This is a genomic window from Streptomyces sp. NPDC018964, assembly GCF_044390325.1.
GTDB lineage: Bacteria > Actinomycetota > Actinomycetes > Streptomycetales > Streptomycetaceae > Streptomyces.
On record NZ_JBIRYZ010000017.1, the window covers coordinates 1 to 23755 of the forward strand.

Annotated in this window: 24 protein-coding genes and 1 pseudogene; 9 read left to right on the forward strand and 16 right to left on the reverse strand. The window is 73.5% G+C overall.

Annotated features, from left to right (window positions below; translation table 11 throughout):
- Positions 1-97: 97 nt before the first annotated feature.
- Positions 98-391 (reverse strand): annotated as a pseudogene (locus ACH5AO_RS25355) (hypothetical protein); the annotation flags it as partial.
- Positions 392-519: 128 nt separating this feature from the next.
- Here ACH5AO_RS25355 and ACH5AO_RS25360 point away from each other — a divergent pair.
- Positions 520-945 carry an ATP-binding protein gene (locus ACH5AO_RS25360; protein ID WP_398928566.1) on the forward strand — a complete coding sequence of 142 codons (426 nt, stop codon included), beginning with the start codon at positions 520-522 and terminating at the stop codon, positions 943-945.
- Positions 946-1131: 186 nt separating this feature from the next.
- Here the strand turns inward: ACH5AO_RS25360 and ACH5AO_RS25365 are convergent, their stop codons facing one another.
- Genes ACH5AO_RS25365 through ACH5AO_RS25390 form a run of 6 tightly spaced genes read right to left on the reverse strand, consistent with a single transcriptional unit; the run spans position 1132 to position 7162 of the window.
- Positions 1132-2007 (reverse strand): phosphogluconate dehydrogenase C-terminal domain-containing protein, encoded by an 876-nt coding sequence (locus tag ACH5AO_RS25365; RefSeq protein ID WP_398928338.1) that lies wholly within the window; start codon positions 2005-2007, stop codon positions 1132-1134.
- A complete protein-coding gene (locus tag ACH5AO_RS25370) occupies positions 2007-2807 on the reverse strand; it encodes a sugar phosphate isomerase/epimerase family protein (RefSeq protein ID WP_398928340.1) in 801 nt (266 codons plus the stop codon). Before ACH5AO_RS25370 ends, ACH5AO_RS25365 begins: the two co-directional genes overlap by 1 nt.
- On the reverse strand, positions 2807-3586 hold the full coding sequence (locus ACH5AO_RS25375; RefSeq protein WP_398928342.1) for a triose-phosphate isomerase family protein: 780 nt from the start codon (positions 3584-3586) through the stop codon (positions 2807-2809). Before ACH5AO_RS25375 ends, ACH5AO_RS25370 begins: the two co-directional genes overlap by 1 nt.
- On the reverse strand, positions 3586-4059 hold the full coding sequence (locus ACH5AO_RS25380) for a ribose-5-phosphate isomerase (protein ID WP_398928344.1): 474 nt from the start codon (positions 4057-4059) through the stop codon (positions 3586-3588). The genes ACH5AO_RS25375 and ACH5AO_RS25380 overlap by 1 nt, the downstream gene beginning before the upstream one ends.
- 11 nt (positions 4060-4070) lie before the next feature.
- Complete coding sequence (locus ACH5AO_RS25385) at positions 4071-5798, reverse strand: dihydroxyacetone kinase family protein (protein WP_398928346.1); 1728 nt, start codon at positions 5796-5798, stop codon at positions 4071-4073.
- Positions 5795-7162, reverse strand: a complete 1368-nt coding sequence (locus tag ACH5AO_RS25390) for an MFS transporter (protein ID WP_398928348.1) — start codon at positions 7160-7162, stop codon at positions 5795-5797. Before ACH5AO_RS25390 ends, ACH5AO_RS25385 begins: the two co-directional genes overlap by 4 nt.
- Positions 7163-7397: 235 nt before the next feature.
- On the opposite strand from ACH5AO_RS25390, the gene ACH5AO_RS25395 reads away from it, so the two are divergent.
- Entirely contained in the window at positions 7398-8156 is a 759-nt protein-coding gene (locus tag ACH5AO_RS25395; RefSeq protein ID WP_398928350.1) for a FadR/GntR family transcriptional regulator, read from the forward strand.
- Between the two features lie 407 nt (positions 8157-8563).
- Here the strand turns inward: ACH5AO_RS25395 and ACH5AO_RS25400 are convergent, their stop codons facing one another.
- From ACH5AO_RS25400 to ACH5AO_RS25410, 3 genes are read right to left on the reverse strand one after another with little or no spacing between them, the layout of a single operon-like run.
- Positions 8564-9295 carry an FAD:protein FMN transferase gene (locus ACH5AO_RS25400; RefSeq protein ID WP_398928352.1) on the reverse strand — a complete coding sequence of 244 codons (732 nt, stop codon included), beginning with the start codon at positions 9293-9295 and terminating at the stop codon, positions 8564-8566.
- A 1-nt stretch (position 9296) separates the two neighbouring features.
- Positions 9297-9695: an FMN-binding protein gene (locus tag ACH5AO_RS25405; protein ID WP_398928354.1), complete on the reverse strand. Its 399-nt coding sequence runs from the start codon at positions 9693-9695 to the stop codon at positions 9297-9299.
- A 28-nt stretch (positions 9696-9723) separates the two neighbouring features.
- Positions 9724-11064 carry a ferric reductase-like transmembrane domain-containing protein gene (locus ACH5AO_RS25410; RefSeq protein WP_398928356.1) on the reverse strand — a complete coding sequence of 447 codons (1341 nt, stop codon included), beginning with the start codon at positions 11062-11064 and terminating at the stop codon, positions 9724-9726.
- A gap of 149 nt (positions 11065-11213) precedes the next feature.
- Between ACH5AO_RS25410 and ACH5AO_RS25415 the strand changes: the two genes are divergently transcribed.
- The 3 genes from ACH5AO_RS25415 (at position 11214) to ACH5AO_RS25425 (ending at position 14551) form a co-directional block, all read left to right on the forward strand.
- Positions 11214-11903 (forward strand): response regulator transcription factor, encoded by a 690-nt coding sequence (locus ACH5AO_RS25415; RefSeq protein ID WP_398928358.1) that lies wholly within the window; start codon positions 11214-11216, stop codon positions 11901-11903.
- 38 nt (positions 11904-11941) lie between these two features.
- Positions 11942-13393 (forward strand): sensor histidine kinase, encoded by a 1452-nt coding sequence (locus tag ACH5AO_RS25420; protein WP_398928360.1) that lies wholly within the window; start codon positions 11942-11944, stop codon positions 13391-13393.
- Between the two features lie 153 nt (positions 13394-13546).
- On the forward strand, positions 13547-14551 hold the full coding sequence (locus tag ACH5AO_RS25425) for an NAD-dependent epimerase/dehydratase family protein (RefSeq protein WP_398928362.1): 1005 nt from the start codon (positions 13547-13549) through the stop codon (positions 14549-14551).
- Between the two features lie 18 nt (positions 14552-14569).
- Here the strand turns inward: ACH5AO_RS25425 and ACH5AO_RS25430 are convergent, their stop codons facing one another.
- Positions 14570-15682 (reverse strand): sensor histidine kinase, encoded by a 1113-nt coding sequence (locus tag ACH5AO_RS25430; protein ID WP_398928364.1) that lies wholly within the window; start codon positions 15680-15682, stop codon positions 14570-14572.
- 3 nt (positions 15683-15685) lie between these two features.
- Positions 15686-16414 (reverse strand): response regulator transcription factor, encoded by a 729-nt coding sequence (locus ACH5AO_RS25435; RefSeq protein WP_398928366.1) that lies wholly within the window; start codon positions 16412-16414, stop codon positions 15686-15688.
- 104 nt (positions 16415-16518) lie between these two features.
- Here ACH5AO_RS25435 and ACH5AO_RS25440 point away from each other — a divergent pair, with 104 nt between their 5' ends.
- From ACH5AO_RS25440 to ACH5AO_RS25450, 3 genes are read left to right on the forward strand one after another with little or no spacing between them, the layout of a single operon-like run.
- Positions 16519-17241 carry a glycosyltransferase family 2 protein gene (locus ACH5AO_RS25440; RefSeq protein WP_398928368.1) on the forward strand — a complete coding sequence of 241 codons (723 nt, stop codon included), beginning with the start codon at positions 16519-16521 and terminating at the stop codon, positions 17239-17241.
- Entirely contained in the window at positions 17238-17858 is a 621-nt protein-coding gene (locus ACH5AO_RS25445; RefSeq protein WP_398928370.1) for a DUF2064 domain-containing protein, read from the forward strand. Before ACH5AO_RS25440 ends, ACH5AO_RS25445 begins: the two co-directional genes overlap by 4 nt.
- Complete coding sequence (locus ACH5AO_RS25450; protein ID WP_398928372.1) at positions 17855-18550, forward strand: methyltransferase domain-containing protein; 696 nt, start codon at positions 17855-17857, stop codon at positions 18548-18550. The genes ACH5AO_RS25445 and ACH5AO_RS25450 overlap by 4 nt, the downstream gene beginning before the upstream one ends.
- 199 nt (positions 18551-18749) lie before the next feature.
- On the opposite strand, the gene ACH5AO_RS25455 is transcribed toward ACH5AO_RS25450, so the two are convergent.
- Positions 18750-19163, reverse strand: coding sequence for a hypothetical protein (locus ACH5AO_RS25455; protein ID WP_398928374.1), 414 nt, complete (start codon positions 19161-19163; stop codon positions 18750-18752).
- 13 nt (positions 19164-19176) lie between these two features.
- Positions 19177-20436 (reverse strand): molybdopterin-dependent oxidoreductase, encoded by a 1260-nt coding sequence (locus ACH5AO_RS25460; protein WP_398928376.1) that lies wholly within the window; start codon positions 20434-20436, stop codon positions 19177-19179.
- 113 nt (positions 20437-20549) lie between these two features.
- Between ACH5AO_RS25460 and ACH5AO_RS25465 the strand changes: the two genes are divergently transcribed.
- Positions 20550-21872: a hypothetical protein gene (locus ACH5AO_RS25465; RefSeq protein ID WP_398928378.1), complete on the forward strand. Its 1323-nt coding sequence runs from the start codon at positions 20550-20552 to the stop codon at positions 21870-21872.
- An 18-nt stretch (positions 21873-21890) separates the two neighbouring features.
- Here ACH5AO_RS25465 and msrB read toward each other — a convergent pair whose 3' ends face one another.
- Positions 21891-22298 carry a peptide-methionine (R)-S-oxide reductase MsrB gene (msrB, locus tag ACH5AO_RS25470; protein ID WP_398928380.1) on the reverse strand — a complete coding sequence of 136 codons (408 nt, stop codon included), beginning with the start codon at positions 22296-22298 and terminating at the stop codon, positions 21891-21893.
- Between the two features lie 14 nt (positions 22299-22312).
- On the reverse strand, positions 22313-23701 hold the full coding sequence (gene murC, locus ACH5AO_RS25475; protein WP_398928382.1) for a UDP-N-acetylmuramate--L-alanine ligase: 1389 nt from the start codon (positions 23699-23701) through the stop codon (positions 22313-22315).
- Positions 23702-23755: the final 54 nt, after the last annotated feature.

Sequence of the window (23755 nt, forward strand, 5' to 3'; positions counted from 1 at the left end):
TCCCGGTGGCCACTCTGCCAGGCATCCTTGCGCGCCTTACAGGTCAGCCGAAGCGACAAGCGCAACGAGCAAGATCTCGATCTACAGCTGGAGTATTAGCAGCCGTGTCGTAGTGGAGTTCCTGGCCGGCGAGGTACAAGACGGTCCTGACGGGGCCGCGGCGTATCAGAAGTTCGCCGTTGGCGTCGTAAAGGTAGTCGGTGGTCTTGGTGCCTTCGGTGAGGCGGGTGAGTTCTCCTTCGATGTCCCAGGTGAGGCTCTGCGCGGTGCCGGTGGGGCCGTAGCGTTTGGTGGTGTTGCCCTGCTCGTCGTACGTGAGGGTCTTGGCGGTGCCGGTGCCCACTGTGACGGAGGTCAGGGTGTGGGGCTGGCCGGTGCCGGAGGCGTTGACTCAGTAGTGGGGAAAGCGGGGAAATTTCCGGCCGGGTCCGACGCACACGGCCCGTGCTTTTCCTGCCCTTGCGCGGCCGGGAGCCGTTCACTCAGGCAAGGCCACACCGCAACCGCACCTACGAGGTCCTGACGACTGTGACGACAACGCCACGCCCCACGGGGCACCCCGGATACTCCGAGACCCTCCCCCGCTCAGCGGAGAGCGCGGCCGCCGCCCGCAGACTCGTGCGCACCGCCCTGGCCGCCTGGGGTCTCGAGGATCGGATGGAGGACGCCGCGCTGGTCGTCACCGAGCTGGTCTCCAACGCCGTCGACCACGGCCGTCTGCCCTCGATCCGCGTGATCGTCTCGCGGCCCGCGGAGAACCGGGTGCGCCTCGGGGTGGTCGACCGCTCGAAAGTCGTCCCGATGATGCGGACCGACTCCGACGGCGATCGGCTCCGGGGCCGTGGCCTCGTTCTGGTCGACGCGCTGACCGAGCGCTGGGGCACCGACCTCTACGCGTGGGGCAAGCAGGTCTGGGGAGAGCTGAAGTGCGGGTCGGCACGATGACCGGGGAGTTCGAGAAGGCGTACGAGGTCCTCCACGACTGGGCGGACGGTTCCGGCCGGGGCCTGACGGTCTGGCGCCGGTCGAGTCCGGACGGAGCCTCTGACGAGCGCCTTGAAGCGCCCGACGCCCGTGTCGCCGGGGGACGGGCGGCACGGGCGTCGGGAAGCGCTCGGGGAGCGCCTGGGATCAGCGCCTGATCTCCTTGATCTTCAGCATGCGCGTGATGACCTTGTCGAGCTCCTCGTCCTCGAAGACCTTCTTCCAGTCGTCACGGACGATGGACTCCCGGCCGTAGTCCATGGCGATCAGACAGGCGTCGGAGAACGGGTTGGAGCCCTTGAGGGTGTTCGCGAGGGCGACCTGGGTGTGGCCGAGCAGCATCGCGCGGGCGGCCTTCTCGGGGACGCCGACGGTGTGGACCGTCTCGTGCAGCGCCTCGGTGAGCAGGGCGCCGACCATGCAGGCGATGGTCTCGACGAGGGTCGGCTCCAGCACCGCGAGCTGCTTGACGGTGACCCAGTGGACGTCGACGACCGGCGCGTACATCACGCGGATGACCGACTCGGCCAGCTCCTGCTTGGCGGCGTCCCCGCCCTCGTACGCGGCGACGACCTCCTGCGGGGCGGCGATGCCGCCGAAGGTGTCCTGCCACTCCTCCTTGGTGGTGCGCTCCAGGAACACCGACGGGTGGCAGGGGTGGGCGCAGGCGTAGTGGATGTCGTCGCGGGAGAACAGCAGGCCGGCGTAGGCGGCGGCCGGGTCGAGGGTGAGGACGACGGTGCCCGGCCGCATCAGCGGGACGAGTTCCTCGGAGACCTTGCCGAGGACGACGTCCGGGACGGCGAGGATGACGACATCGGCCTGGGCGGCGGCGTCGGCGGACCCGGTGAGCTCGCGGCCGAGTCCGCGGATCAGTTCCTGGCCCTTGGGGGACGCCTCGCTGAAGAGCACCCGGAAGTCGCTCTCGACCAAATTGTTGGAGACGCGCTGGCCCATCTTGCCGGCGGCCCCGATGACGGCGACGGTCGTCACGTCGACCCGGGTTTCGATCTCGGTGGCCATTACGCGCTCCTCAGAAGGGTGTCGATGCTGTGCTGCGTCCACTGGTGTTCGAGCCGGGCGGTGGCGTCGTAGCCCTCGTCCTGCCACGGGAGCCAGTGCTCCACGATCTGGTTGAGGCCCCGCTCACCGGGGCGGACGGCGGCGGTCATGCCGTCGTAATCGAGGAGGCCCTCGCCGAGCGGGCAGCCGGCGTAGGTGAAGCCGACCCAGCCGTCGCGCCGGGTGAAGGCGAAGTCCTTCACATGGATGTTGACCACGTACGGTGCGGTGGCGGCGACCACGTCGGCGGGGCGTTCCAGCCGGGCGACGCTGTTGCCGGGGTCGAGGACGATCCCCAGATGCTCGCTGCCGACACCGCGTACGACGGCGAGCAGGTCGTCGGTGGCCACCTGCTCGTAGGTCTCCAGGCCGAGGGTGACGCCGGCCTCCTCGTAGCGGGGCACGGACTCCTTCAGCAGGGTCAGGGCCTCGGCGGTGTCCGGCCGGTGGTCGGCGGTGTTGAGCATGGAGCGCACCAGGGTGACGCCCAGTTCGCCGGCCTTGTCGAGGAAGTCGAGCAGGTGGCCGGGGCGGATGCCCCGGGTGCCGAGTTCCAGGGTGAGGCCCAGGTCGTGGGCGGTGGCGCGGAGGTCGGCGAGCTGTGCGGAGTCGTACGACAGCAGGGGGGCGTAGTCGCAGATCTGGAAGACCCGGCCGCCCAGTTCCGCGGTGTCGCGCAGCATGTCGGTGAGGGACATCGGGTGCGGTGCGCGCTCGGAGATCCGCCAGAAGTAGGCGTAGGTGCTGATGCCGTACGCCATCACGCCACCGCCGCCGGGGAGGGGGCGCCGACCTCGTCGAGGACGGCCTCGACGTTCGCCGGGTCGTGGGCGAAGCGGCCGAGGAAGAGGCCGTCGGCGCTGCCGGCCAGGCGGGTGAGCAGGCCGGGGCCCGCGCTGCCGCCGTAGATGACGGACGAGCCGGCGTGGCGGGGCCGGTCGTCCAGCCAGGTCCGCAGGGCGCCGCAGACGGCCGCGATGTGCTCGGCGGAGGCCGGTTCGGGGGCGCCGATGGCCCACTGCGGTTCGTAGGCGAGGACGACGGTGCCCTCGAGGCCGTCCAGCAGCCGGGCCGCCTCGGCGACCGTGCGTGCGGCGGCCTCCTCGGGGGTGCCGCGGTCGCGTTCACCGACGCAGAGGACGGGGGTGAGCCGGTTGCGCAGGGCGGCGGCCGTCTTGGCGGCGACGACCGTGTCGCCCTCGCCGTACAGGCGGCGGCGTTCGGCGTGGCCGACCTCGGCGTAGGCGCAGCCGATCTCCTTGAGGGCGGGGCCGCCGACCTCGCCGGTGTAGGGGCCGGTGTCCTCGGTGGCGATGTCCTGGGCGCCGAGGGCGACGCCGTAGGGGGCGAGGATGCCGGCGGCGGGGACCAGGGCGGGGAAGGAGGGGAGGACGAAGAGGCGGGCCGTGCCGGAGGTGAGGGCCGGGTGGCGGGCGGCGAGGGCGGCGATCCTGCGGGCCCAGTTGAGGGTCTCGTGGTGGCCGAAGTACATCTTCAGGCTCACTCCGAGCAGGACGGGCGGACGTGCGGGGCCGGGCATCAGGCGGCGGCCTCGTCGTTCTCGTAGTCGCACATGAGCTGGACCTTGGCGGCGGACGCGGAGGTCTCGTCGAAGCGGTAGGTGAGCCATTCGGCGGCGAGCCGGCGGGCGAGTTCGAGTCCGACGACGCGCTGGCCGAAGGTGAGGACCTGGGCGTTGTTGGAGAGGACGGCGCGCTCGACGGAGAAGGAGTCGTGCGCGGTGACGGCGCGGATGCCGCGGACCTTGTTGGCCGCGATGGCGACGCCGAGGCCGGTGCCGCAGACCAGCAGGGCGCGGTCGGCGTCGCCGCGGGCGACCATCTCGGCGGCGGCGATGGCGACCTTGGGGTAGGCGGTGTGGCCGTCGGCGTCGACGCCGACGTCGGTCACCTCGGCGACCAGGCCGTGCTTCTCCAGGTCCCGCTTGAGGGCTTCCTTGTACTCGTATCCGGCGTCGTCGGATCCGACGACGATGCGCAGCTTGTCGGTCATGTCTGCTTTCCTCAGTGGTCGTCGCGCAGTGCGCCGTGGACGGCGCGGGTGATCAGGGCGAGGGAGTGGGCACCGGCGTCGGGGGTGCCGAGGGACTTCTCCGCGTGCGGGCGGGCGCGCCCCTTGCGGGGCAGCAGTGCGGCGGTGGCCGCGGCGGCGGACCCGGCCGCCGTGGCGGCGCGGTCCCAGGCCTCGGTGAGCGGCGCCCCGGCGGCGACGGCGTCGGCGAGGGTGTCGGCGAACGGGACCAGGGCGTCGACCATGGTCTTGTCGCCGGTCTCCGCCCCGCCCAGCCGGCGCACGCCCGCGGATGCGTCGGTGACGCCGTCGGCGACGCGGGCCGCGGTCGGAGCGTCCTGGTCGCCGAGGGCGGTGCCCAGTGCGCGCAGCATGGTGCCCCACAGGGCGCCGGAGGTGCCGCCCGCCCGGTCGGCCCAGGCGTCGGCGGCGCGGGTGAGCACGGTGCCGGCGCCCGCGCCGAGCTCCAGGGCCTCGGTGGCGGCCCGGAGCGCGGCGGTGGAGCCGCGCCGCATGCCGATGCCGTGGTCGCCGTCGCCGGCGACGGCGTCGATGCGGCCCAGCTCCTCGACGTGCTCGTCGACGGTGCCGGCGAGGGCCCGCAGGGCGGTGAGGACGGTGGCGGCGGCCTTCCGGGAGTCCGCGGAGGCCGGGGGTACGGCGGTGTCCTCGGCGTCCTCCTCCGGCGCGACCGGTGCCGCGGCGGACGGTTCGGGAGCGCCCTTGCGGTGGGCGGGGGCGTCGGCCGGGGCCCGCCACAGCCGTTCCAGGCGGTCGTCGAGCCAGGTCAGCGTGAGGGAGACGCCGGCCATGTCGAAGCTGGTGACGAGTTCGCCGACCTCGGGTTCGACGATCTCGACGCCGGCCTCCTCCAGGAGGGCGGCCACCGCGCGGTAGACGACGAAGAGCTCCTCGTACTTCACGGAGCCGAGGCCGTTGAGGATCACGGCCGCGCGGGCGCCCTCGGGGGTGGGGACGTCGTCGGGGAGTTCCTTGAGGAGGGTGGAGGCCAGGAGGCGGGCGGCCTCGTCGGCGGTCGGCAGCGGTTCCTCGCCGATGCCGGGCTCCCCGTGGATGCCGAGGCCGACGGCCATGCGGCCCTCGGGGACGGTGAACAGGGGGTGGCCGGCGCCGGGCAGGGTGCACCCGGAGAAGGCGATGCCGAAGGAACGGGTGCGGGCGTTCGCGTGCTCGGCGGTGCGCAGCACCTCGTCCAGCGGCAGGCCCTCCTCGGCCGCCGCGGCGGCGGCCTTGAAGACGGGCAGGTCGCCCGCGATGCCGCGGCGCTTGCCGGATTCCTCGGGGCCGGCGCTGGAGATGTCGTCGGTGACGGCGAGGGTGCGGACGGCCACGCCCTCGGCGGCCAGGCGTTCGGCGGCCTGTCCGAAGTGCAGGACGTCGCCGGCGTAGTTGCCGTACATCAGCAGCACTCCCGCGCCGCCGTGGGCGGCGCGTGCCACGGAGCGGATCTGCTGCGCGGAGGGCGAGGCGAAGACGTTGCCGACCGCGGCACCGTGGGCGAGGCCCCGGCCGACGAGGCCGGAGAAGGCCGGGTAGTGGCCCGATCCGCCGCCGATGACGACGGCGACCTCGCCGCGCGGGGTGCCGCCGGAGCGGACGACACCGCCGGTGACGGACCGTACCCAGCGCCGGTGTGCGGCGGTGAAGCCCTCCAGGGCCTCGTCGGCGAAGGCGGTGGGGTCGTTGAACAGGCGGGTCATCGGTGGGCCTCCATCGGCTGCCGGTCGGTCCCGGGGGCCGGTTCGGCGGTGTGGTCACGGGCGGCGAGCCGGACCATCAGGACGGCCGACAGCAGCATGAAGAAGCCGACCAGGTAGAGCGGCGCGTAGTAGGCGCCGGTCCAGTCCTTGAGCCAGCCGGTGATGTAGCCGGCGGCGAATCCGGCGATGTTGCCGGCCGTGTTGATCAGGGCGATGCCGGCGGCCGCGGCGGCTCCGGTCAGGAAGCGGGAGGGGAAGGACCAGAAGACGGGCAGGGCCGCGAAAATGGCACAGGCGGTCACCGTGATGACGGCGATGGTGGCGGTCGGGGAGCCCATGTACAGGGCGAGCGGGATGGAGAGGCCGCCGACGACGGCCGGGCCGGCCACGTGCCAGGTACGGGTGCCGTGGCGGGTGGCGTGCCGGGTCCAGAAGAACAGCACGACGGCGGCGGGCAGGTACGGGATCGCGGTGATCCACGCCTTGTCCATCACGCTGAAGGTGGTGTCGTACTGCTCCTGGAAGCCGCTGATGATCGTGGGCAGGAAGAACGCCAGCGCGTAGAGGCCGTAGACGAAGCCGAAGTAGACGAGCGCCAGGACCCAGACGCGGGCGCTGCCGAAGGCCCTCTTGAGGTCGCCCTTGGCGTGCTTGCCCTCGTGGCCGGTCTTTTGCGCGTTCTCCGCGGCGAGTTCCGCGGTCAGCCAGTCGCGTTCGGCCGTGGTGAGCCACTTGGCGTCGGCGGGCCGGTCGATCAGGTAGAAGTAGGCGACGATGCCGAGGACGATCGCGGGCAGCGAGACGAACAGGAACATCACGCGCCAGCCCTCGAGGCCGAACATCCCGTGACGGCCGATGAGCCAGCCGGCCAGCGGCGCCCCGAAGACGGTGGTGAGCGGCTGGGCCAGGTAGAACAGGCCCAGGATCTTGGTGCGGTGCCGGGCGGGCACCCACTGGCTCAGGAACAGGATGGCGCCGGGGAAGAAGCCGGCCTCCGCCACACCGAGCAGGAACCGCAGCCCGTAGAGCTGTCCGGTGCTGGAGACCCAGGTGAACAGCAGGGAGACGATGCCCCAGCTCACCATGATCCTGGCCAGCCAGCGGCGGGCACCGAAGCGGTGCAGGGCCATGTTGCTGGGGACCTCGAGCACGATGTAACCGAGGAAGAAGATCCCGGAGGCGAAGCCGAACTGGGCGGCGGTGAGTGCGAGGTCCGCGCCCATCCCGTTGGGTTCGGCGAACGAGATGGCCGTGCGGTCCAGATAGTTCACGAAGAACATCAGCGCCACGAAGGGGACGAGGCGTACTGAGACCTTCTTGATGGCAGTTCTCTCGACTGCCGCGGAATGCGTGTCGGTACCCATGGGTGACTCCTCGGCTCGCCCGGACAGCTGTGTCCGGGTCGGGTCACGCCGGTGGCTCGCCGTACGGGGAGGCCGACCGGATCGCTTTCACGGTATGCGGCCACCCCAAATTGGTCACCAATTTACCAGTGTGGTGAGCGTCATAAATTCAGTACGCGACGCCCCCTTGACTTTCCTCACGCTCGTCGGAGTGAACTGCCTGGTCAGTCGCCTGGAACGGGCATCTGGTTGACTGGTGACCGTGACCAGTCAGCCTGATCAGACCGCCGCTGCCGCGCCCGATCTCGCGCAGCTGCTGCGCCCCGTCGTGCGCGAGTCCTCCGTCAGCGAGGTCGCGAAGCGGCTCCTCGACCACCTGTCGGCCGGCGACATCCGGCCCGGGACCCGGCTGCCCGCCGAGCGCCAGCTGGCCGAGGCGCTCGGCGTCGCCCGGTCGAGCGTCCGCGGCGCCCTCTCCGCCCTCGACGTCCTCGGCATCATCGAGATCCGCCCGGGCTCCGGCTCGTACGTCCGCGAGGGCACGTCGGAGTTCCTGCCCCGGGCGATCAACTGGGGGCTCATGCTGGGGCAGCGGCGGACCCAGGACCTGGTCGAGGTCCGCACCTACATGGAGGGCGTCTCCGCCCGCCTCGCCGCGGAGCGGGCCACCGACAAGGACGTCGCCCGCCTGGAGGAGCACCTCCAGCACATGCGGGACGCGCACGGGGACGTGGCGGCCTTCATCGACGCGGACATCGCCTTCCACCTGGAGTGCGCCCGCATCGCGCGCAACACCGTGCTGAGCGACATCCTGCACAGCATCAGGGCGCTGCTGCAGGTGTGGATGGAGCGCGTCAGCGACATCGAGGGCACGGTCAGCGGCACGCTGTGCGAGCACGACGCGGTCCTGCGGGCGATCCGCGACCGCGACCCGGAGGCCGCGGACCGGGCGATGGCGGAACACATGCGCATGGCCAGCACCCGCCTCCAGGCGTCCATCGACGGCACGCCGTAGGCGCCGGCGCCGGCCCGCCGCCCGCCGGAAGGCAGGCCCGGCGCCGCCCGGAGCCTCCGCCCGCGGAACACCGGGACCGCCACCGCCCCGCGACCTGGCGGCCGGCCCGGCAGCCGGGCGGGGGGCCGTCGGTACCGGCCGGCCTCTCGGCTCCGGGTCCTGGTACGCGGCGCCGTACGGGCGGCCGCCGTGGCCCGGTGACCTCACCGGACGTCCAGGTCCTGCCGTCGCCTTCCCGGCGTCCGCCCTTGGGACGGGCCGTCAGGTACGGGCTCCGGAGGCCGGGCGTGTGCCGAGCCCCGGGGAGGGGCTCTCCGCGGCAGCCGCTCACCGTGCGGACCGTGAAGGTCCGTGCGCGGGAGTGGTGTCGTGTTCGTCAGGGTGACGCACGAGGCTCCGGCGGTCGGCTACGCCGCCTGTCCGGCCGCGGGGAAGCCCGGTGATCGTACGACCCGGCGGTCCGCCGTCACGGCGTACACCTCGCAGCCGGGGCGTGCGGCGGCCCATGTGATGCCCTCCGGGCCCAGGGCGAAGGCCGCCGTGGCGACCGCGTCCGCCTCGGTCAGGGTGGGGGCGGTGACGGTCAGGGCGAGCAGGCCGGTCGCCGGGCGGCCGGTGCGGCCGTCGACGATGTGGTCGCCGCGTTCGTAGCGCGCGGAGGTCGCGACCGCGCCGTCGGTGAGGTCCAGGACGGTGCAGAGCCGGTCGGCGTGTTCGGGGTGCCGTACGCCCACGCGCCACGGCCCGCCGGCGGCGACCACGTCCCCGCCGGCGTTGAGGCAGAACCGCCGTGCTCCGGCCGCCCGCAGCAGGTCGGCGCCCTTCTGCACCGACCAGCCCTTCACCACCGCGCACGGGTCGAGGCGCCGGCCCGGCAACCGTACGTCGAACGCGCCCCCGGTGGCGGTCCGGTACCGCTCGCACAGGGCGAGGACCTCGGTGAGGTCGTCGCTGAGCCGACCGGGGTCCAGTTCGCCCCGGTCCAGGCGGGAGACCTCGCTGTCCTCGCGGAACGGGCTGAACCGGGCGTCGACCTCGCGCAGCCAGGCGAAGAGGCCGTCCGCCGCGGACTCCCGGAACCCCTCGTCGTCGACGCGGAGCGACACCGGGAAGCCCATGACGTGTTCGACGCGCCGCACGTCAGGAGCCCTGCGCGTCGAGGGCGGCCTGCAGGGACTCCCGGTAGCCGTCGCTGGTGACGGTGGCGCCGGAGACCGTGTCGACGTCGGCGCTCTGGGCCTCCAGTGTTTCCTCGATCAGGACCGGTACGGCGGCCGTGGTCTGCGGGTGGTCCGGCTGCCGGAGCATCCGTACGGCGCTGATGCGGTCGCCGTCGAGGGTGACCTCGACCTGCACGGGGCCCTTCTCCGTGTCGACGGTGGGGCCGGCCACCACCCGGGTGGTGCTGCCCGGGGAGGCGGGCGCCGAGGGGGCGGGCGCGGGTTCGGCGACCGCCGGCTCCGGGGCGGACGGGGTGTAGCGCCAAAGGGGGATCAGTCCGGCGACGGTCAGGACCAGGACGGGCAGTGCTCGTTTCACGGTGTTCTCCTCATGCGTCCCGTGCTTGTCATCCGGCCAGGCTGAAGCGCTCGTAGTGGATCTGCCGCTTCGGTACGCCCAGTTCGCGCAGGCCGCGCAGGACCGCGGTGGTCATGCCGGGCGGGCCGCAGACGTAGACGTCCCGGTCGGTGAGGTCGGGGACCAGACGGGACAGTTCGCCGGGGGCCAGCCGGTCGGGCACGGGCGGGCCGGTGATCAGGTGGAGGTCGGCGCCCTTGGCAAGGGCGAGTTCGCGCAGCTCGTCGTGGAGGACGGCGTCGGCCTCGGTGGACACGCGGTAGACGACGACGGCGTGGCCGTGCAGCTCCTCCAGCAGGGCGCGGATCGGGGTGACGCCGACGCCTCCGGCGATGAGCAGGGCGTCCGGGCGGGTGCGGTGCAGGGTGGTGAAGGCGCCGTAGGGGCCCTCGGCGAAGACCCGGGTGCCGGGCTCGAGATGGCGCAGGGCCGCGCTGCCGTCGCCGGCCGCCTTCACGGTGAGCCGCAGGGTGCGGCCGTCGGGAGCGGCGGACAGGGAGAACGGGTTCGCCTGCCACCAGCGGTCCTTCGTCAGGAACCGCCACAGGAAGAACTGGCCGGCACGGGCGGGCAGCCGGTCCAGATCGCGGCCGGTGATGTGGACGGACACCACGTTGTCGTTCTCCGGGACGACGGCCGTGACCCGGAACTGGTGGCGCCGGTTGCGCCACAGCGGCAGGACCAGCCGGCCGGCGAACACGGCGGCGAGGGCGGCGCCCCACAGTCCGTACCAGTAGGCGGTGGCGGCGGCCGAGGCCGTGAAGGTGGAGCCGACGGCGACCTGGTGGGTGAAGGCGAGGACCACGGCGACGTAGGTGTACAGGTGGATGAAGTGCCAGGTCTCGTAGGCGAGGCGGCGTCGGGCGCGGCGGGCCGAGACCGCGCCGACGACGAGGATCAGCACCAGTGCGACGACCGCGCGCAGCACGCCCTCGACGGTCTCGGCGAGGTCGACGAGCTGGTTCACCGGGTCCATGGAGGACATCTCGGCGTAGCCGAAGGTGATGAAGACGGCGTGACCGAGGAGCGTCCACAGCAGTCCGAAGCCGGTCCAGCGGTGCCACAGGGTCAGCCGGTCCATGCCGATCCGGCGGTCCAGCCAGGGCAGCCGGGCCACCAGCAGCAGCTGGAACGCCATCAGCAGGGCGGCGTACAGGCCGGTGAGGCGGCCGAGCACGACGAGGGCGTTCGCGCCGAAGCCCGCCTGGACGAAGAAGACGGCCACCACCACCGCGTTCGCGGCGAGCAGGCCGTAGAGGCCGATGCGCGCCACCGCCTTGGGGCGTCGCCTCGCGGTGGGGGGTGCGGGAGGCGATTGGACAGCTGTCACGCCGGAAACTCCTTGATCGGGTCCTGGGACTCCGAGCTTGGTCACAGGCGCTGTCGATTCCCTGTCGGTCAACTTTCAAGTTTTTATCGATCGAGATGCGATCGTGCACCGCCTCTGGCGCCGGGGGCGGTGTGCCGCAGTATGGGCGGGTGGAAAAAGTACGACTCCTCGTCGTGGACGACGACCCGCCGATAGCCGACCTGGTCGCGACCGTCGCCCGCTACGAGGGCTGGGACGCGGTCACCGCCAACTCGGGCAAGGAGGCGCTGCGCCGCGCCGCCGAGTTCCGCCCGGACATCGTGGTGCTCGACCTGATGCTGCCGGACGTCGACGGCTTCGGCGTCCTGGACCGGCTGCGGCGTTCCGGGACGATGGTGCCGGTGGTGTTCCTCACCGCGCGGGACGGGGTCGCCGACCGGGTGGCGGGGCTGACCCGGGGCGGGGACGACTACCTGGTCAAGCCGTTCGCCGTGGAGGAGCTGATGGCGCGGCTGCGCACCGTGCTGCGGCGCAGCGCGGGGCCGGGATTCCAGCGGTCGGTGCTGCGGGTGGCGGACCTGACGATGGACGAGGACACGCGCGAGGTGCGGCGCGGTGAGCGGCTGCTGTCGCTGACGCCGACCGAGTACGAGGTGCTGCGCTATCTGATGCGCCGGTCGCCGACCGTGCTGACCAAGGCGCAGATCCTGGACCACGTGTGGGAGTACGGCTTCGGGGGCCGCTCCAACGTGGTGGAGCTGGTGGTGAGCCGGCTGCGGCGCAAGCTGGACGACACCGGTGCGCCGCTGATCCAGACCGTGCGGGGCTTCGGGTACGTGATCCGGCAGGCCGCCGAGTGAGGGCGTGTCCGCGGCGGCTGCGGGTCACGTACCGGCGGATGCGGCTGGGCACCCGGCTGGCGCTGGGCCTCGGGGTGCTGTCCCTCGCGGTGTTCGCGGTCGTCGGCACCGCGCTCACCACGTACATGCACGACTATCTGGAACGGCAGCTGGGCGACCAGCTCAAGCTGATCCAGGCCGTGCAGGCCAAGGACGCGGCGGCGCACGGCACGGTGAAGCGGAAGCCGTACTACGGCTGGTACACGGCGGTGTACGACGTCTCCGGCGACGCGGTCAGCCTGCGCAGGCCCTCCGACGTGCCCGTCGACACCCGCGCCCTGGCCGACCTCGCGCGGGCGATGGCGCACTCCGACACGGAGCTGACGCGCACCGCGCGGATCAGGGGGGAGGGCACCTACCGGCTGCGCGGCTGCGAGGTCGAACCGGGGGTGGTGCTGGTGAGCGCCGCGCCCGTGGAGGACATCGAGGAGACCGTCGGGCAGCTGATCACGGTGCAGGTCGTGGTGTTCGCGCTCGCGCTGCTGGCCCTGGTGGTGTTCGGGCGGCGGATGCTGCGGCGCGGGCTGAAGCCGCTGAGCGACATGGCGCACACCGCGCACGGCATCGCCTCGCACGACCTGAGCGAGGCGGCGGCGCGGCTGCCGCTGCGCGCGGACGGTCGGGACGGGGGCCGGGAGGTGGCGGAGCTGCGGACCGCGTTCAACACGATGCTGGAGCACATCGACGACTCCCTCGCGGTGCGCGCGGAGGCGGAGCTGCGGCTGCGCCGGTTCGTCGCGGACGCCTCGCACGAGCTGCGCACCCCGCTGATGTCGGTGCGCGGTTACGCGGACCTGTTCCAGTACGCCGCCGCCAACGAGCCCGCCGAACGGGAGCGGCACCTGGCGCGGCTGCGGGCGGAGGCCGCCCGGATGGGTGTGCTGCTGGACGACCTGCTGCTGCTCGCCCGGCTGGACGCGGCGGAGGTGGAGGCACCGCTGCGGACGGCGGACACGGACCTGGCGGAGCTGGTCCAGCAGGCCGCCGACGCGTTCCGGGCGAGCTACCCGGGCCATCCGCTGGCGGTGACGGCGGGCTCCGGGCCGCTGATGCTCCGGATCGATCCGCAGCGCGTCCGGCAGGTCCTGGACAACCTGCTCACCAACGCGGCCGTGCACACCCCGGCCGGTACGAGGGTGTCCGTCACGGTCTCCGTCACCGCCGGCTCGGCGCTGGTACGGGTGGCCGACGCGGGCCCCGGCATCCCGGCGGAGGACCGGGAACGGGTCTTCGACCGCTTCTACCGCGTCGACAAGGCCCGCAGCCGCGACCGCGGCGGCAGCGGCCTGGGCCTGGCGGTCGCCCGCTCCCTGGTACGGGCGCACGGCGGCGACATCGACCTGAGCAGCACCCCGGGGACGACGACGTTCACCGTCCGGCTGCCGCTGGAGGCGTACCCGCGGGCGATCGTGCCGCAGGGCGGCACGGGTGGGCGCGACGGCACCCCGTAAGCGCCGGGCTGCGCTACCCACCCCCGCCCAGCCACCACACCGGGCACCGCCCAACCCCGGCCCACCTCAGCGCCGGGCGCCCCGGTCTTACGGACCCGTGACGTCACGGGCGCGGCGCCCCCGTCCGAAGAAGGACACGCCTAGCGTGAGCACATGCGCGTACTGGTCACCGGCGGCGCCGGTTTCATCGGATCCCACGTCGTGGAGGCGCTGCGCGCCCACGGGCACGACCCCGTCGTCTTCGACATCCGCACCGACCCCACGGCGGACGTCCGCTCCCCTGGAGCGGTCCGCGACGCCCTCTCCGGCGTGGACGCCGTCTGCCACCAAGCGGCCATGGTCGGCCTCGGCACCGGATTCACCGACGCCCCGGCCTACGTCTCCCACAACGACCTGGGCACAGCCATCCTGCTGGCCGCCATGGCGGAGACCGGGGTCGGCCGGCTCGTGCTGGCCGGTTCGATGGTGGTGTACGGCGAGGGCCGCTACCTCTGCGCCCGGCACGGAGTCGTACGCCCCGGACCGCGCGCCGCCTCCGACCTGGCGGCCGGACGCTTCGAACCCCTCTGCCCGGCCTGCGGCGCGGACCTCGAACCCGGCCTGGTCGGCGAGGACGCCCCGGCCGACCCGCGCAACGTGTACGCCACGACCAAGCTGGCCCAGGAACACCTGGCCGCCGCCTGGGCCCGTTCGACGGGCGGTTCGGCGGTGTCGCTGCGCTACCACAACGTCTACGGCCCCGGCATGCCCCGCGACACCCCGTATGCGGGCGTCGCCTCCTTCTTCCGCTCGGCGCTGGCCCGCGGCGAGGCCCCGCGCGTCTTCGAGGACGGCCGTCAGCGCCGGGACTTCGTCCACGTGCGGGACGTGGCGGCGGCGAACGTCGCCGCCCTGACGGCGGCGGACCCGGCGGCCGGGACGCTCACCGCGTACAACACCGGCAGCGGCACCCCGCACACGGTCGGCGGGATGGCCCGCGCCCTGGCCGCCGCGTACGGCGGTCCGGACCCGGTCGTCACCGGCGAGTACCGCCTGGGCGACGTCCGGCACATCACGGCGGACTCCTCCCGGCTCCGCGCCGACCTGGGCTGGAAGCCGGAGGTGGGCTTCGAGGAGGGGATGCGGGAGTTCGCGTCGGCGGGGCTGCGGGGCGAGTGAGGCGGCGGGGCGGGCGAGTCACCCCTCCGTCGCCGGGAGGATCACCTCGAAGCGGCAGCCGCCGGTGACGTTGCGGACGGTGGCGCTGCCCCGGTGGGCCTCGACGATGCCGCGGACGATGGCGAGGCCGAGGCCCGCGCCGGCCGGCGGGGTGCGGGCGTGGGTGCCGCGCCAGCCGGTGTCGAAGACGCGGGGCAGGTCCTCCTCGGGGATGCCGCCGCAGCCGTCGGTCACGGACAGCACCACGCCTTCGTCCGAACGCCGGGCGGCGACGGCGACCGTGCCGTCGGCCGGGGTCCGGCGGATCGCGTTGACCAGCAGATTGCCCAGTACGCGGCTCATCTCCCGCCCGTCCACCTCCACCGGCACCGGCTCCACCCCGTCCCCGACGAGCCGTACACCGTGCTCGCGGGCGAGCGGGTCCGCGCCGGCGAGGGCGTCGCCGATCAGGTCGTACAGGGAGATCCGGGAGGGCGAGAGGGTCAGTGTGCCGGCGTGGATGCGGGAGAGTTCGAAGAGGTCGCCGACCATGTCGTTGAGGCGTTCCACCTCGGTGCGGATCTGCCTCAGGTAGCGGTCGGGTTCGGCGGCGACGCCGTCCTCCAGCGCCTCGGCCATCGCACGGAGTCCGGCGAGCGGGGTGCGCAGGTCGTGGGAGATCCAGGCGACGAGCTCCCGCCGGGAGGACTCCAGGGCGCGCTCACGGTTCCGTGACTCGGCCAGTCTGACGCTGGTCGCCTCCAGTTCACGGCTGAGCGCGGCGAGTTCGGCGGTGGACGGGCGCTCGGGCGCGGCGAAGTCACCGCCGTCGCCGAACGAGCGGGCGGCGAGAGTCAGTTCGCGACTGCGGGCGACGACCCAGCGGCCCAGCAGCAGCGCGGTGACCGTGGAGACGACGGCGGCCATGGCGACGACCGTGGTCACCACGCTCAGGTCGTGCGCGGAGAGGAACATCGCCTGGGCGACGGCCAGGGTGCCCGCGAGCATCGCCGCCACCGCGACCCCGGCGACCACCGCGAGGTGCGCCGTCAGCGACCACCGCCGGATCAGCAGCAGGACGCACGCGCCGAGGACACCCGCCGCGGCGGCGCCGAGGAAGGCGAACAGGGCGATGAGCAGCATGTCCCGCATCGTTCACGCCTCCCCGGCCGCGGTGGCGGGGTCGAAACGGTAGCCGACGCCCCACACCGTCTGGATGAGCCGGGGCCGTGCCGGATCGTCCTCGACCTTGCCGCGCAGCCGCCGTACGTGGACGGTCACGGTGGACAGGTCTCCGAAGTCCCAGCCCCACACCTCACGCATCAGCTCCTCCCGCGCGAAGGCCCGCCCGGGGTGCCGCAGGAAGAAGGTGAGGAGGTCGAACTCGCGGATGGTGAGGGCGAGTTCGGAGCCGTTCTTGGCGGCCCGGCGGGCGGCGGGGTCGACGGAGAGGCCCGCCGCCCGCAGCAGGCCGGACGCGGGGTCCGGAGCGGGGCGGGCGCGGCGCAGCACGGACTCGACGCGCAGGACCAGTTCGCGCGGGCTGAACGGCTTGGTGACGTAGTCGTCGGCGCCGACCTCGAGACCGAGGATGCGGTCGTCCTCGTCGCCGCGCGCGGTGAGCATGATGACCGGCACGGGCCCCTGCCCGCGCATCCGTCGGCACACCTCCAGGCCGTCCATGCCGGGCAGCATCAGGTCGAGGACGACGAGGTCCGGCCAGTGGGCCGCCGCGCGGGCGAGCGCGCCGGGGCCGTCACCGGCCCGGTCGACGACGTATCCGGCGCGGTCCAGGTAGCCCGTGACGATCTCGGCGACGGTGGGGTCGTCGTCGACGACGAGGACCCGGGCTCCGGCCTCGGCGTGCGGTGGTCGCTGCTCCATGCCGCCAGCCTCGCACCACGCGCGCGCGAGCAGGGCGTCCGGGCCGCCGACGTCCGCATTCCGTAAGGAGCCGCTGCCCGGTTTGCCCTTTTCGCGTTCGTAGGGTGAGAGCCGTGACCACCTCCTCCCCCGCCCCCGAACCGGGCCCGCCGTCCGTGGACGTCGTCCTCCCCTGTCTCGACGAGGCCGCGGCACTGCCGTGGGTGCTGGAGCGCGTGCCGCCCGGCTGGCGCGCCCTCGTCGTGGACAACGGCTCCACGGACGGCTCCGACCGCATCGCCCGCGAGCTCGGCGCGACCGTCGTGCACGAGGAGCGGCGCGGCTTCGGCGCCGCCTGCCACGCCGGGCTGACCGCCGCCACCGCCGACATCGTCTGCTTCTGCGACTGCGACGCCTCCCTCGACCCGGCGGACCTGGTGCCGTTCGTGCGCGAGGTACGGGCCGGCGAGGCGGACCTGGTCCTGGGCCGGCGCCGGCCGCGGGGGCGCGGGGCCTGGCCGCTGCACGCCCGCGCGGGCAACCTCGCCCTGTCCCGGCTGCTGCGCCGCCGTACCGGGCTGCGGCTGCGCGACCTCGGCCCGCTGCGGGCGGCCCGGCGCGAGGAACTGCTCGCCCTGGACCTGACCGACCGGCGCAGCGGCTACCCGCTGCAGATGGTGGTGCGCGCCGCCGACGCCGGCTGGCGGGTCACCGAGCACGACGTCCCGTACGCGCCGCGCACCGGCACCTCCAAGGTGACCGGCACCTGGCGGGGCACCTTCCAGGCGGTACGGGACATGAGCCGTGTCCTCCAGGAGGCGCCGGTGCGGGAAGGGGCGGCGTCATGACGTCGTCGCCGGTCACGCTGCTGGTGATCGCCAAGGAGCCCCGCCCCGGCCGGGTGAAGACCCGGCTGACCCCGCCGTTCTCCCCCGAGGAGGCGGCATCGCTCGCCGAGGCCGCGCTCGCGGACACGCTGGACGTGGTGGCGCGCACGCCCGCGCGGCGCCGGGTGCTGGTGCTGGACGGGGCGCCGGGGCGCTGGCTGCCGGCCGGCGTCGAGGTCGTACCGCAGTGCGCGGGCGGGCTCGACGAGCGGCTGGCCGCCGCGTTCGCCGGGTGCGACGGACCGGCCCTCCTCATCGGCATGGACACACCCCAGGTGACCCCGGAGCTGCTCACCGTGGACTTCGGTGACTGCGACGCGTACTTCGGCCCCGCCGAGGACGGCGGCTTCTGGGCGCTGGGCCTGGCCGCACCCGATCCGGCGCTCCTGCGCGGGGTCCCCATGTCGGTACCGGAGACCGGGGCCGTGCAACGGCGACGGCTCGCGGGGTTGCGGGTCCGCGAACTGCCGCCGCTGCGGGACGTGGACACGGCGGACGACGCGGCGCTGGTCGCCGGTGAGGCACCCGGCGGACGGTTCGCCGCGCGACTGGCCCGGCTGACGGCGGCCCGCCGGTGAGCGGGGTGCGCGCGGCGGCGCGGGTAGGACACCAGCGGACGGCACCCGCCGCCGAGCGGGCCTGGTCGGCGGACCCGTACGCCGACGCCCTGCGCGCCGGCCGGGGGCCGCTGTTCCTGCGCCGTGCCGACGGCCGGCTGCTGCCGCTGGACGTGGAGCGCTGGTGCGCGGAGGCCGACGCGGCGGACCTGGAGGTGCTGCGGCGCTGCGAGGGCGCGGTGCTGGACGTGGGCTGCGGGCCGGGGCGGCTGGTCGCGGCGCTGGGCGCCCAGGGGCGCAGCGCGCTGGGCATCGACGTCAGCGAGGCCGCGGTCGCGCACACCGTCGGGCGTGGCGGGCAGGCGCTGCTCCGGTCGGTCTTCGACCCGCTGCCGGGGGTCGGGCGCTGGGGTACGGCGCTGCTGCTGGACGGCAATGTCGGGATCGGCGGGGATCCGGTCGCTCTGTTGCAGCGGGTCGCGCGGCTGGTGGTGGCGGGCGGGCTGTCGATCGTCGAGACGGTGCCGCGGCCGGACGTCGACGAACGTGTGCTGGTCCAGGTGACCGACGCGCGTCGTGCGCCCGGGGCGCCGTTTCCGTGGGCCCGTCTCGGGACGCCGGCGCTGTTGCGGTGTGCGGCGGGGGCGGGGTGGCGTGCGGACGGCCAGTGGTCGGCGGGCGGGCGCTCGTTCGTGGCGCTGCGGGCGGAGTAGGGACCTTTTTCTCGCCCCCGCCGCCCCTTCCCGTCCCGAACCTGGGGCTCCGCCCCAGACCCCGCTCCTCAAACGCCGGAGGGGCTAAGTTTCAGCCCGTCCGGCGTTTGAGGACGAGGCCCGAAGGGCCGAAAGGGGGGTCTGGGGGCGCAGCCCCCAGGGACGGGACGGGAAGGGGCGGCGGGGGCGAAGAGGATCGTCAGGCGTCGTCAGCCGACCGACGCCTCCTCCCCGCCCGCACGGCGAACACCACCGCAGACCCCCCGAACAGCACGGCCGTGACGATCAGCCACCGCATCGCGTACCCGTCCGCCGACAACCCCGTGACGCCGGCATACCGCTCCGACACCCGCCCGCTGATCAGCGGAAACCACACCAGCAGCAGCAACCCGGACAACGCCGCCGGCACCCGCACGTAGGGAACCCACCCCCGCCGCGCCACCCCTCGCACCAGCGCACGGTCGGCCCCCGCGTACAACGGCAGCAGCACCAGGTCATGGACCACCGCCGCCCCCACGAACCACAACGCGACCGAGAACCAGTCCCCGTCGAGCAGCCGCACCCCCGCGTACGCGCAGAGGACGAACGAACACAGCAGCACCACCAGCTTCACAGGTCCGCTCCCCTCACAGTTCGCCGAAGGTCAGCCGGGCGACCCACTTGGTGTTGAGCACACCGGGCGCCGCCGGCACGATGACCCGGGCCGGGTAGCCGTGATCGGCGGTCAGTTCCTCGCCGTTGACGAACAGGGCGAGCAGCGAACGCGGGTCGGCCACCTGGTTGGCCCGCAGCGCACCCCGCCGGAACGCGCCGCGCCGCTGGAGCGACTCCACGAACACGTCCACCGGCTCCTCGTGGCCGACGAGCGCCGCGAGGTCCCGCAGCCGTACCCCCCGCCACCACTGGTCGGAGGTGGACCAGCCCTCCACGCAGGCGATGGGCAGGGCCGCGCTGTGCAGCGGCATGGCGAGCAGCTCGGCCCTGCTGAGCCGTACGGTGCCGGCGGGCCCGGTGACCGCCAGCCGCCACGCCTCCTGGTTCGTCTCGGCGGCGCGGATCCCGGCGTACGCGGCCGTCTTGTTGATCTGAAAGCCCCCTGGTCCGCCGCCGGGTTCGGGACCGCCGTGCGGGGTGAGGACGGCGGTCTCGCGCAGCGGCCCGTCGAAGCTGCGCCCGGCGGAGGTGGCGAACAGCAGCAGCGAGCCGCCGCCGACCAGTCCGAGCGCCCCGCGCCGCGAGACGGTCGGCGGGCCGGGACGGGGAGCGACCAGCTCGTCCGCTTCCTCGTCGCCGCCGTCCCGCATCGTCCGCAGGTTCCGGAACGCCACCGGCGCCTTCAGCACCGCATGGGCGACGAACGCGCCGAAGAACACCCAGGCGCCGTAGAAGTGCAGCGGGTAGAAGGAGCCGGGGAAGACGTAGTCGAGCTGGACGTTGAGGATGCCCGTGGTGAACTCGAACAGCGCCCCGCCGACCAGGAGCAGCAGGGAGATCCGCTCCAGCGCGTGGGTGAGCGAGCGGGCCGGGGGCAGGGTGAACAGCCTGGGCACGACCGACCAGAGCTTGGCCAGCAGCACCGGGACGAGCACCAGGCCGAGCGTGACGTGGACGCCCTGGGTGAGCCGGTACAGCCAATGCGGGTCGGTGGGCCAGGAGAAGAGGTAGAAGCCGAGGATCCCCTTGCCGGGGGTCTTGTCGTTCACCCGCGCGAGGTCCGGGTTGTACGCGGCGTACGACAGCAGTCCCGTCACGAACAGGATCGTGATGCCGGCGAGGAGGACCACGCCGAGCACCGCGGTGAACCGGGGGCCGCGCAGCGGGCTGCGCCAGAAGTCCGGCGAGAACGGGCCACGCGCGGGGACGGTGGGGAGGAATGACCGAGCCATGTGCCGACCGTAGGACCGCACCACCCCATGGAAGGGTGCGGAAGGGATGACGAAACGCTGACATCCCCCCTCGCCGGCCGCTCGGGCCCGCTCCCCCGGCCTAGCGTGACGGCGTGAACCGCGATCTTCCCCGTTGCACCGCCCGTGACCTCTCTGCGGTCGCGGCCGCCGCCCTGCTCGTCCTGGCCGCCGCGCTGATCGGCGCGTGGATCGACCGCGACGGATCCTTGCGGGTGAACTGGCCGCCGCTGCTGGCGAACTGGGCTCCGCACGTCGGCCCCGGCACACCGGCCGCCCTGGGCGTCGCCGCCGCCGTGGTGGCGTACGGCCCGTCCCTGGCCGTACGGCTGTCCTGGCGGCGGCTGCTGCTCGCCACGTGGGCGGCGTCCCTGGCGTGGACCTGGTCCCTCGCCCTCGTCGACGGCTGGTTCCGGGGCGTCGCCGGGCAGCTGACCAGCACCCACGAGTATCTGCGGGCGGTCGACCGCTTCCGGGACATCCCCGCCACGCTGCGGGACTTCGACGCGCACATCCTGCTCGACAGCCCCGACAACTGGCCCGCCCACGTCGCCGGGCACCCGCCGGGCGCCACGCTCACCTTCGTCCTCCTGGACCGGATCGGGCTGGGCGGCGGGGGGTGGGCGGGCGCCTTCGTCATCGTCACCGGCACCACGGTGGCGGTCGCGGTCCTGGTCGCCGTACGCCGGCTCGCCGACGAGTCGCTCGCCCGCCGCGCCGCGCCCTTCCTCGTCCTGGCTCCGGCGGCGGTGTGGGTGGGCACGTCCGCCGACGGTTACTTCACGGCGGTGGCCGCCTGGGCCGTGGCGCTGCTCGCCCTCGCCGTGACCGGCCACCGCCCGGCCTGGACGGGCCTCGGCGCGGGACTGCTGTTCGGGCTCACCGTGTACCTGTCGTACGGGCTGACCCTGTTCGCGGTGATCGGCGCGGCGGTTCTGCTGCTGGGCACGCGGCGGCTGCGGGTGCTGCCGTACGTGATCGCCGGGTTCCTGGTCGTACCGGTGGTCTTCGCCGTGCTGGGCTTCGACTGGTGGGAGGCGTACCGCCTGCTGGTCACCCGCTACTACCAGGGCGCGGGCGGAGTACGGCCGTACGGGTACTGGGTGTGGGCGAACCTCGCGTGCACGGTGCTGATCACCGGCCCGGCGACGGTGGCCGGGCTGCGCAGGGCCGGGGGCGCGCCCTTCGGGCACCGGGGTGCCGACGCCCGTCTCGCGGTGCTCATGGCGTCCGCGCTCCTCGCGCTGCTGATCGCGGATCTGTCGGGGATGAGCAAGGCGGAGACGGAACGGATCTGGCTGCCCTTCGCCCTCTGGCTGCTCCCCGCCGCCGCCTTCCTGCCCGGCCCGCGCGCCTGGCTGACCGGTCAGGCGGTCCTCGCGCTGCTCCTGAACCACCTGCTGCTCACCGGCTGGTGAGCAGCAGGCCGGTACGGATCAGCCCTCGGTGGGCTGCAGCGTCAGCGAGATGCTGTTGATGCAGTACCGCTGGTCCGTGGGCGTCGGATACCCCTCACCCTCGAACACGTGCCCGAGGTGGGAGCCACACCGTGCGCACCGCACCTCGGTGCGGACCATGCCGTGCGAGCGGTCCTCGACCAGCTCCACGGCGTCGGTGTCCTTCGGGTCGTAGAAGGACGGCCAGCCGCAGTGCGACTCGAACTTGGTGGTCGAGGTGAACAGCTCGGCGCCGCAGGCGCGACAGGAGTAGACGCCCTCGGTCTTGGTGTCGGTGTACTCGCCGGTGAAGGCGGGTTCCGTGGCCGCCTGGCGCAGGACGGCGTACTCGGACGGGGACAGTTCCGCGCGCCACTGCTCGTCCGGCTTCTCCACGTCGTACGGCATGAGCTTCCAGCCCCTTACTTCGGCAGACGGTCCAGGATCAGCGGGCCGAGGTCGGTGACGTCGCCCGCTCCCATGGTGAGAACGAGATCACCGGGCTTCGCCATTCCCGCGATCACCTCGGGGATCTCCGCCTTGTCGTGGACGGCGGTGACGTCCGCTCCGGCCGTCCGGGCCGCCTCGATGATCAGCTCGCTGGTGACGCCGGGGATCGGGTCCTCGCGGGCCGGGTAGATGTCGAGGACCACCGAGGCGTCGGCGAGGGACAGGGACCGGCCCATCTCCTGGCCGAGCTCGCGGGTGCGGGAGAACAGGTGGGGCTGGAAGACGACGAGGATGCGGGCGTCGCCGGCGGCGGCGCGCATCGCCTCCAGGTCGGCGGTCATCTCGGTCGGGTGGTGCGCGTAGGAGTCGACGACCTGGACGCCGGCCGCCTCGCCCTTGAGCTGGAGGCGGCGCTTGACGCCCGTGTACGCGGCCAGCGCCGGGGCCAGTTCGGCGGCCGGGACGCCGAGCGCCACACCGGCGGCGAGCGCGGCGACCGCGTTGTGCGCGTAGTGCCGGCCGGGGACGGACACGGTGAAGGTGAGCGGGGCGCCGTCGAGTTCGACGGTCACCTCGCTCCTCAGTCCCTGCGGGACGACCGACAGCACCCGCACGTCGGCGTCCGCGGACTCGCCGTACGTCACGGTCCGCACCGAGCCGTCCAGCCGGCGGGTCAGCTCGCGGGCGCCCTCGTGGTCGGCGGAGATCACCAGGGTGCCGCCGGGCACGATCCGGCCGACGAACGTCTCGAAGGACTGGTGGATCTCCTCCATGGAGGCGTAGTTGGCGTGGTGGTCCAGCTCCACGTTGAGGATGATCGCGACCTCGGGGGCGTACTTGTGGAAGCTGCGGTCCGATTCGTCCGCCTCGGCGACGAAGATCTCGCCCGCGCCGTGCAGCGCGTTGGAGCCGGGGGCGTCCAGGTCGCCGCCGATCGCGTACGACGGCTCGCGGCCCAGCGCGGTGAGGGAGACGGCCAGCATGGAGGTGGTGGTGGTCTTGCCGTGGGTGCCGGCCACCGCGATGGGGCGCAGTCCGTCCATCAGGGCGGCGAGGGCGTCGGAGCGGTGCACCACGGGGACCCCCAGCTCGGCCGCGCGGACCAGCTCGGGGTTGTCCTCGCGGATCGCGGAGGAGACGACCACGCAGCTGGCGTCGTCGGCGAGGTGCGCGGCGGCGTGGCCGATGTGCACGGTGGCGCCGAGGGCGCGCAGGGCGTCGGCGGTCGGGGAGTCCTTGGCGTCGCTGCCGGCCACCTTCGCGCCGCGCTGGGCGAGGATCTTGGCGATGCCCGACATCCCGGCGCCGCCGATGCCGATGAAGTGCGGTCGGTCCATGGCGGTAGGAAGGCCGGGTGCCATGCGTGTTCTCCCAGTGGTGCGACGAGCGGGACGGCGGTCTTCGCGCTCTCACGG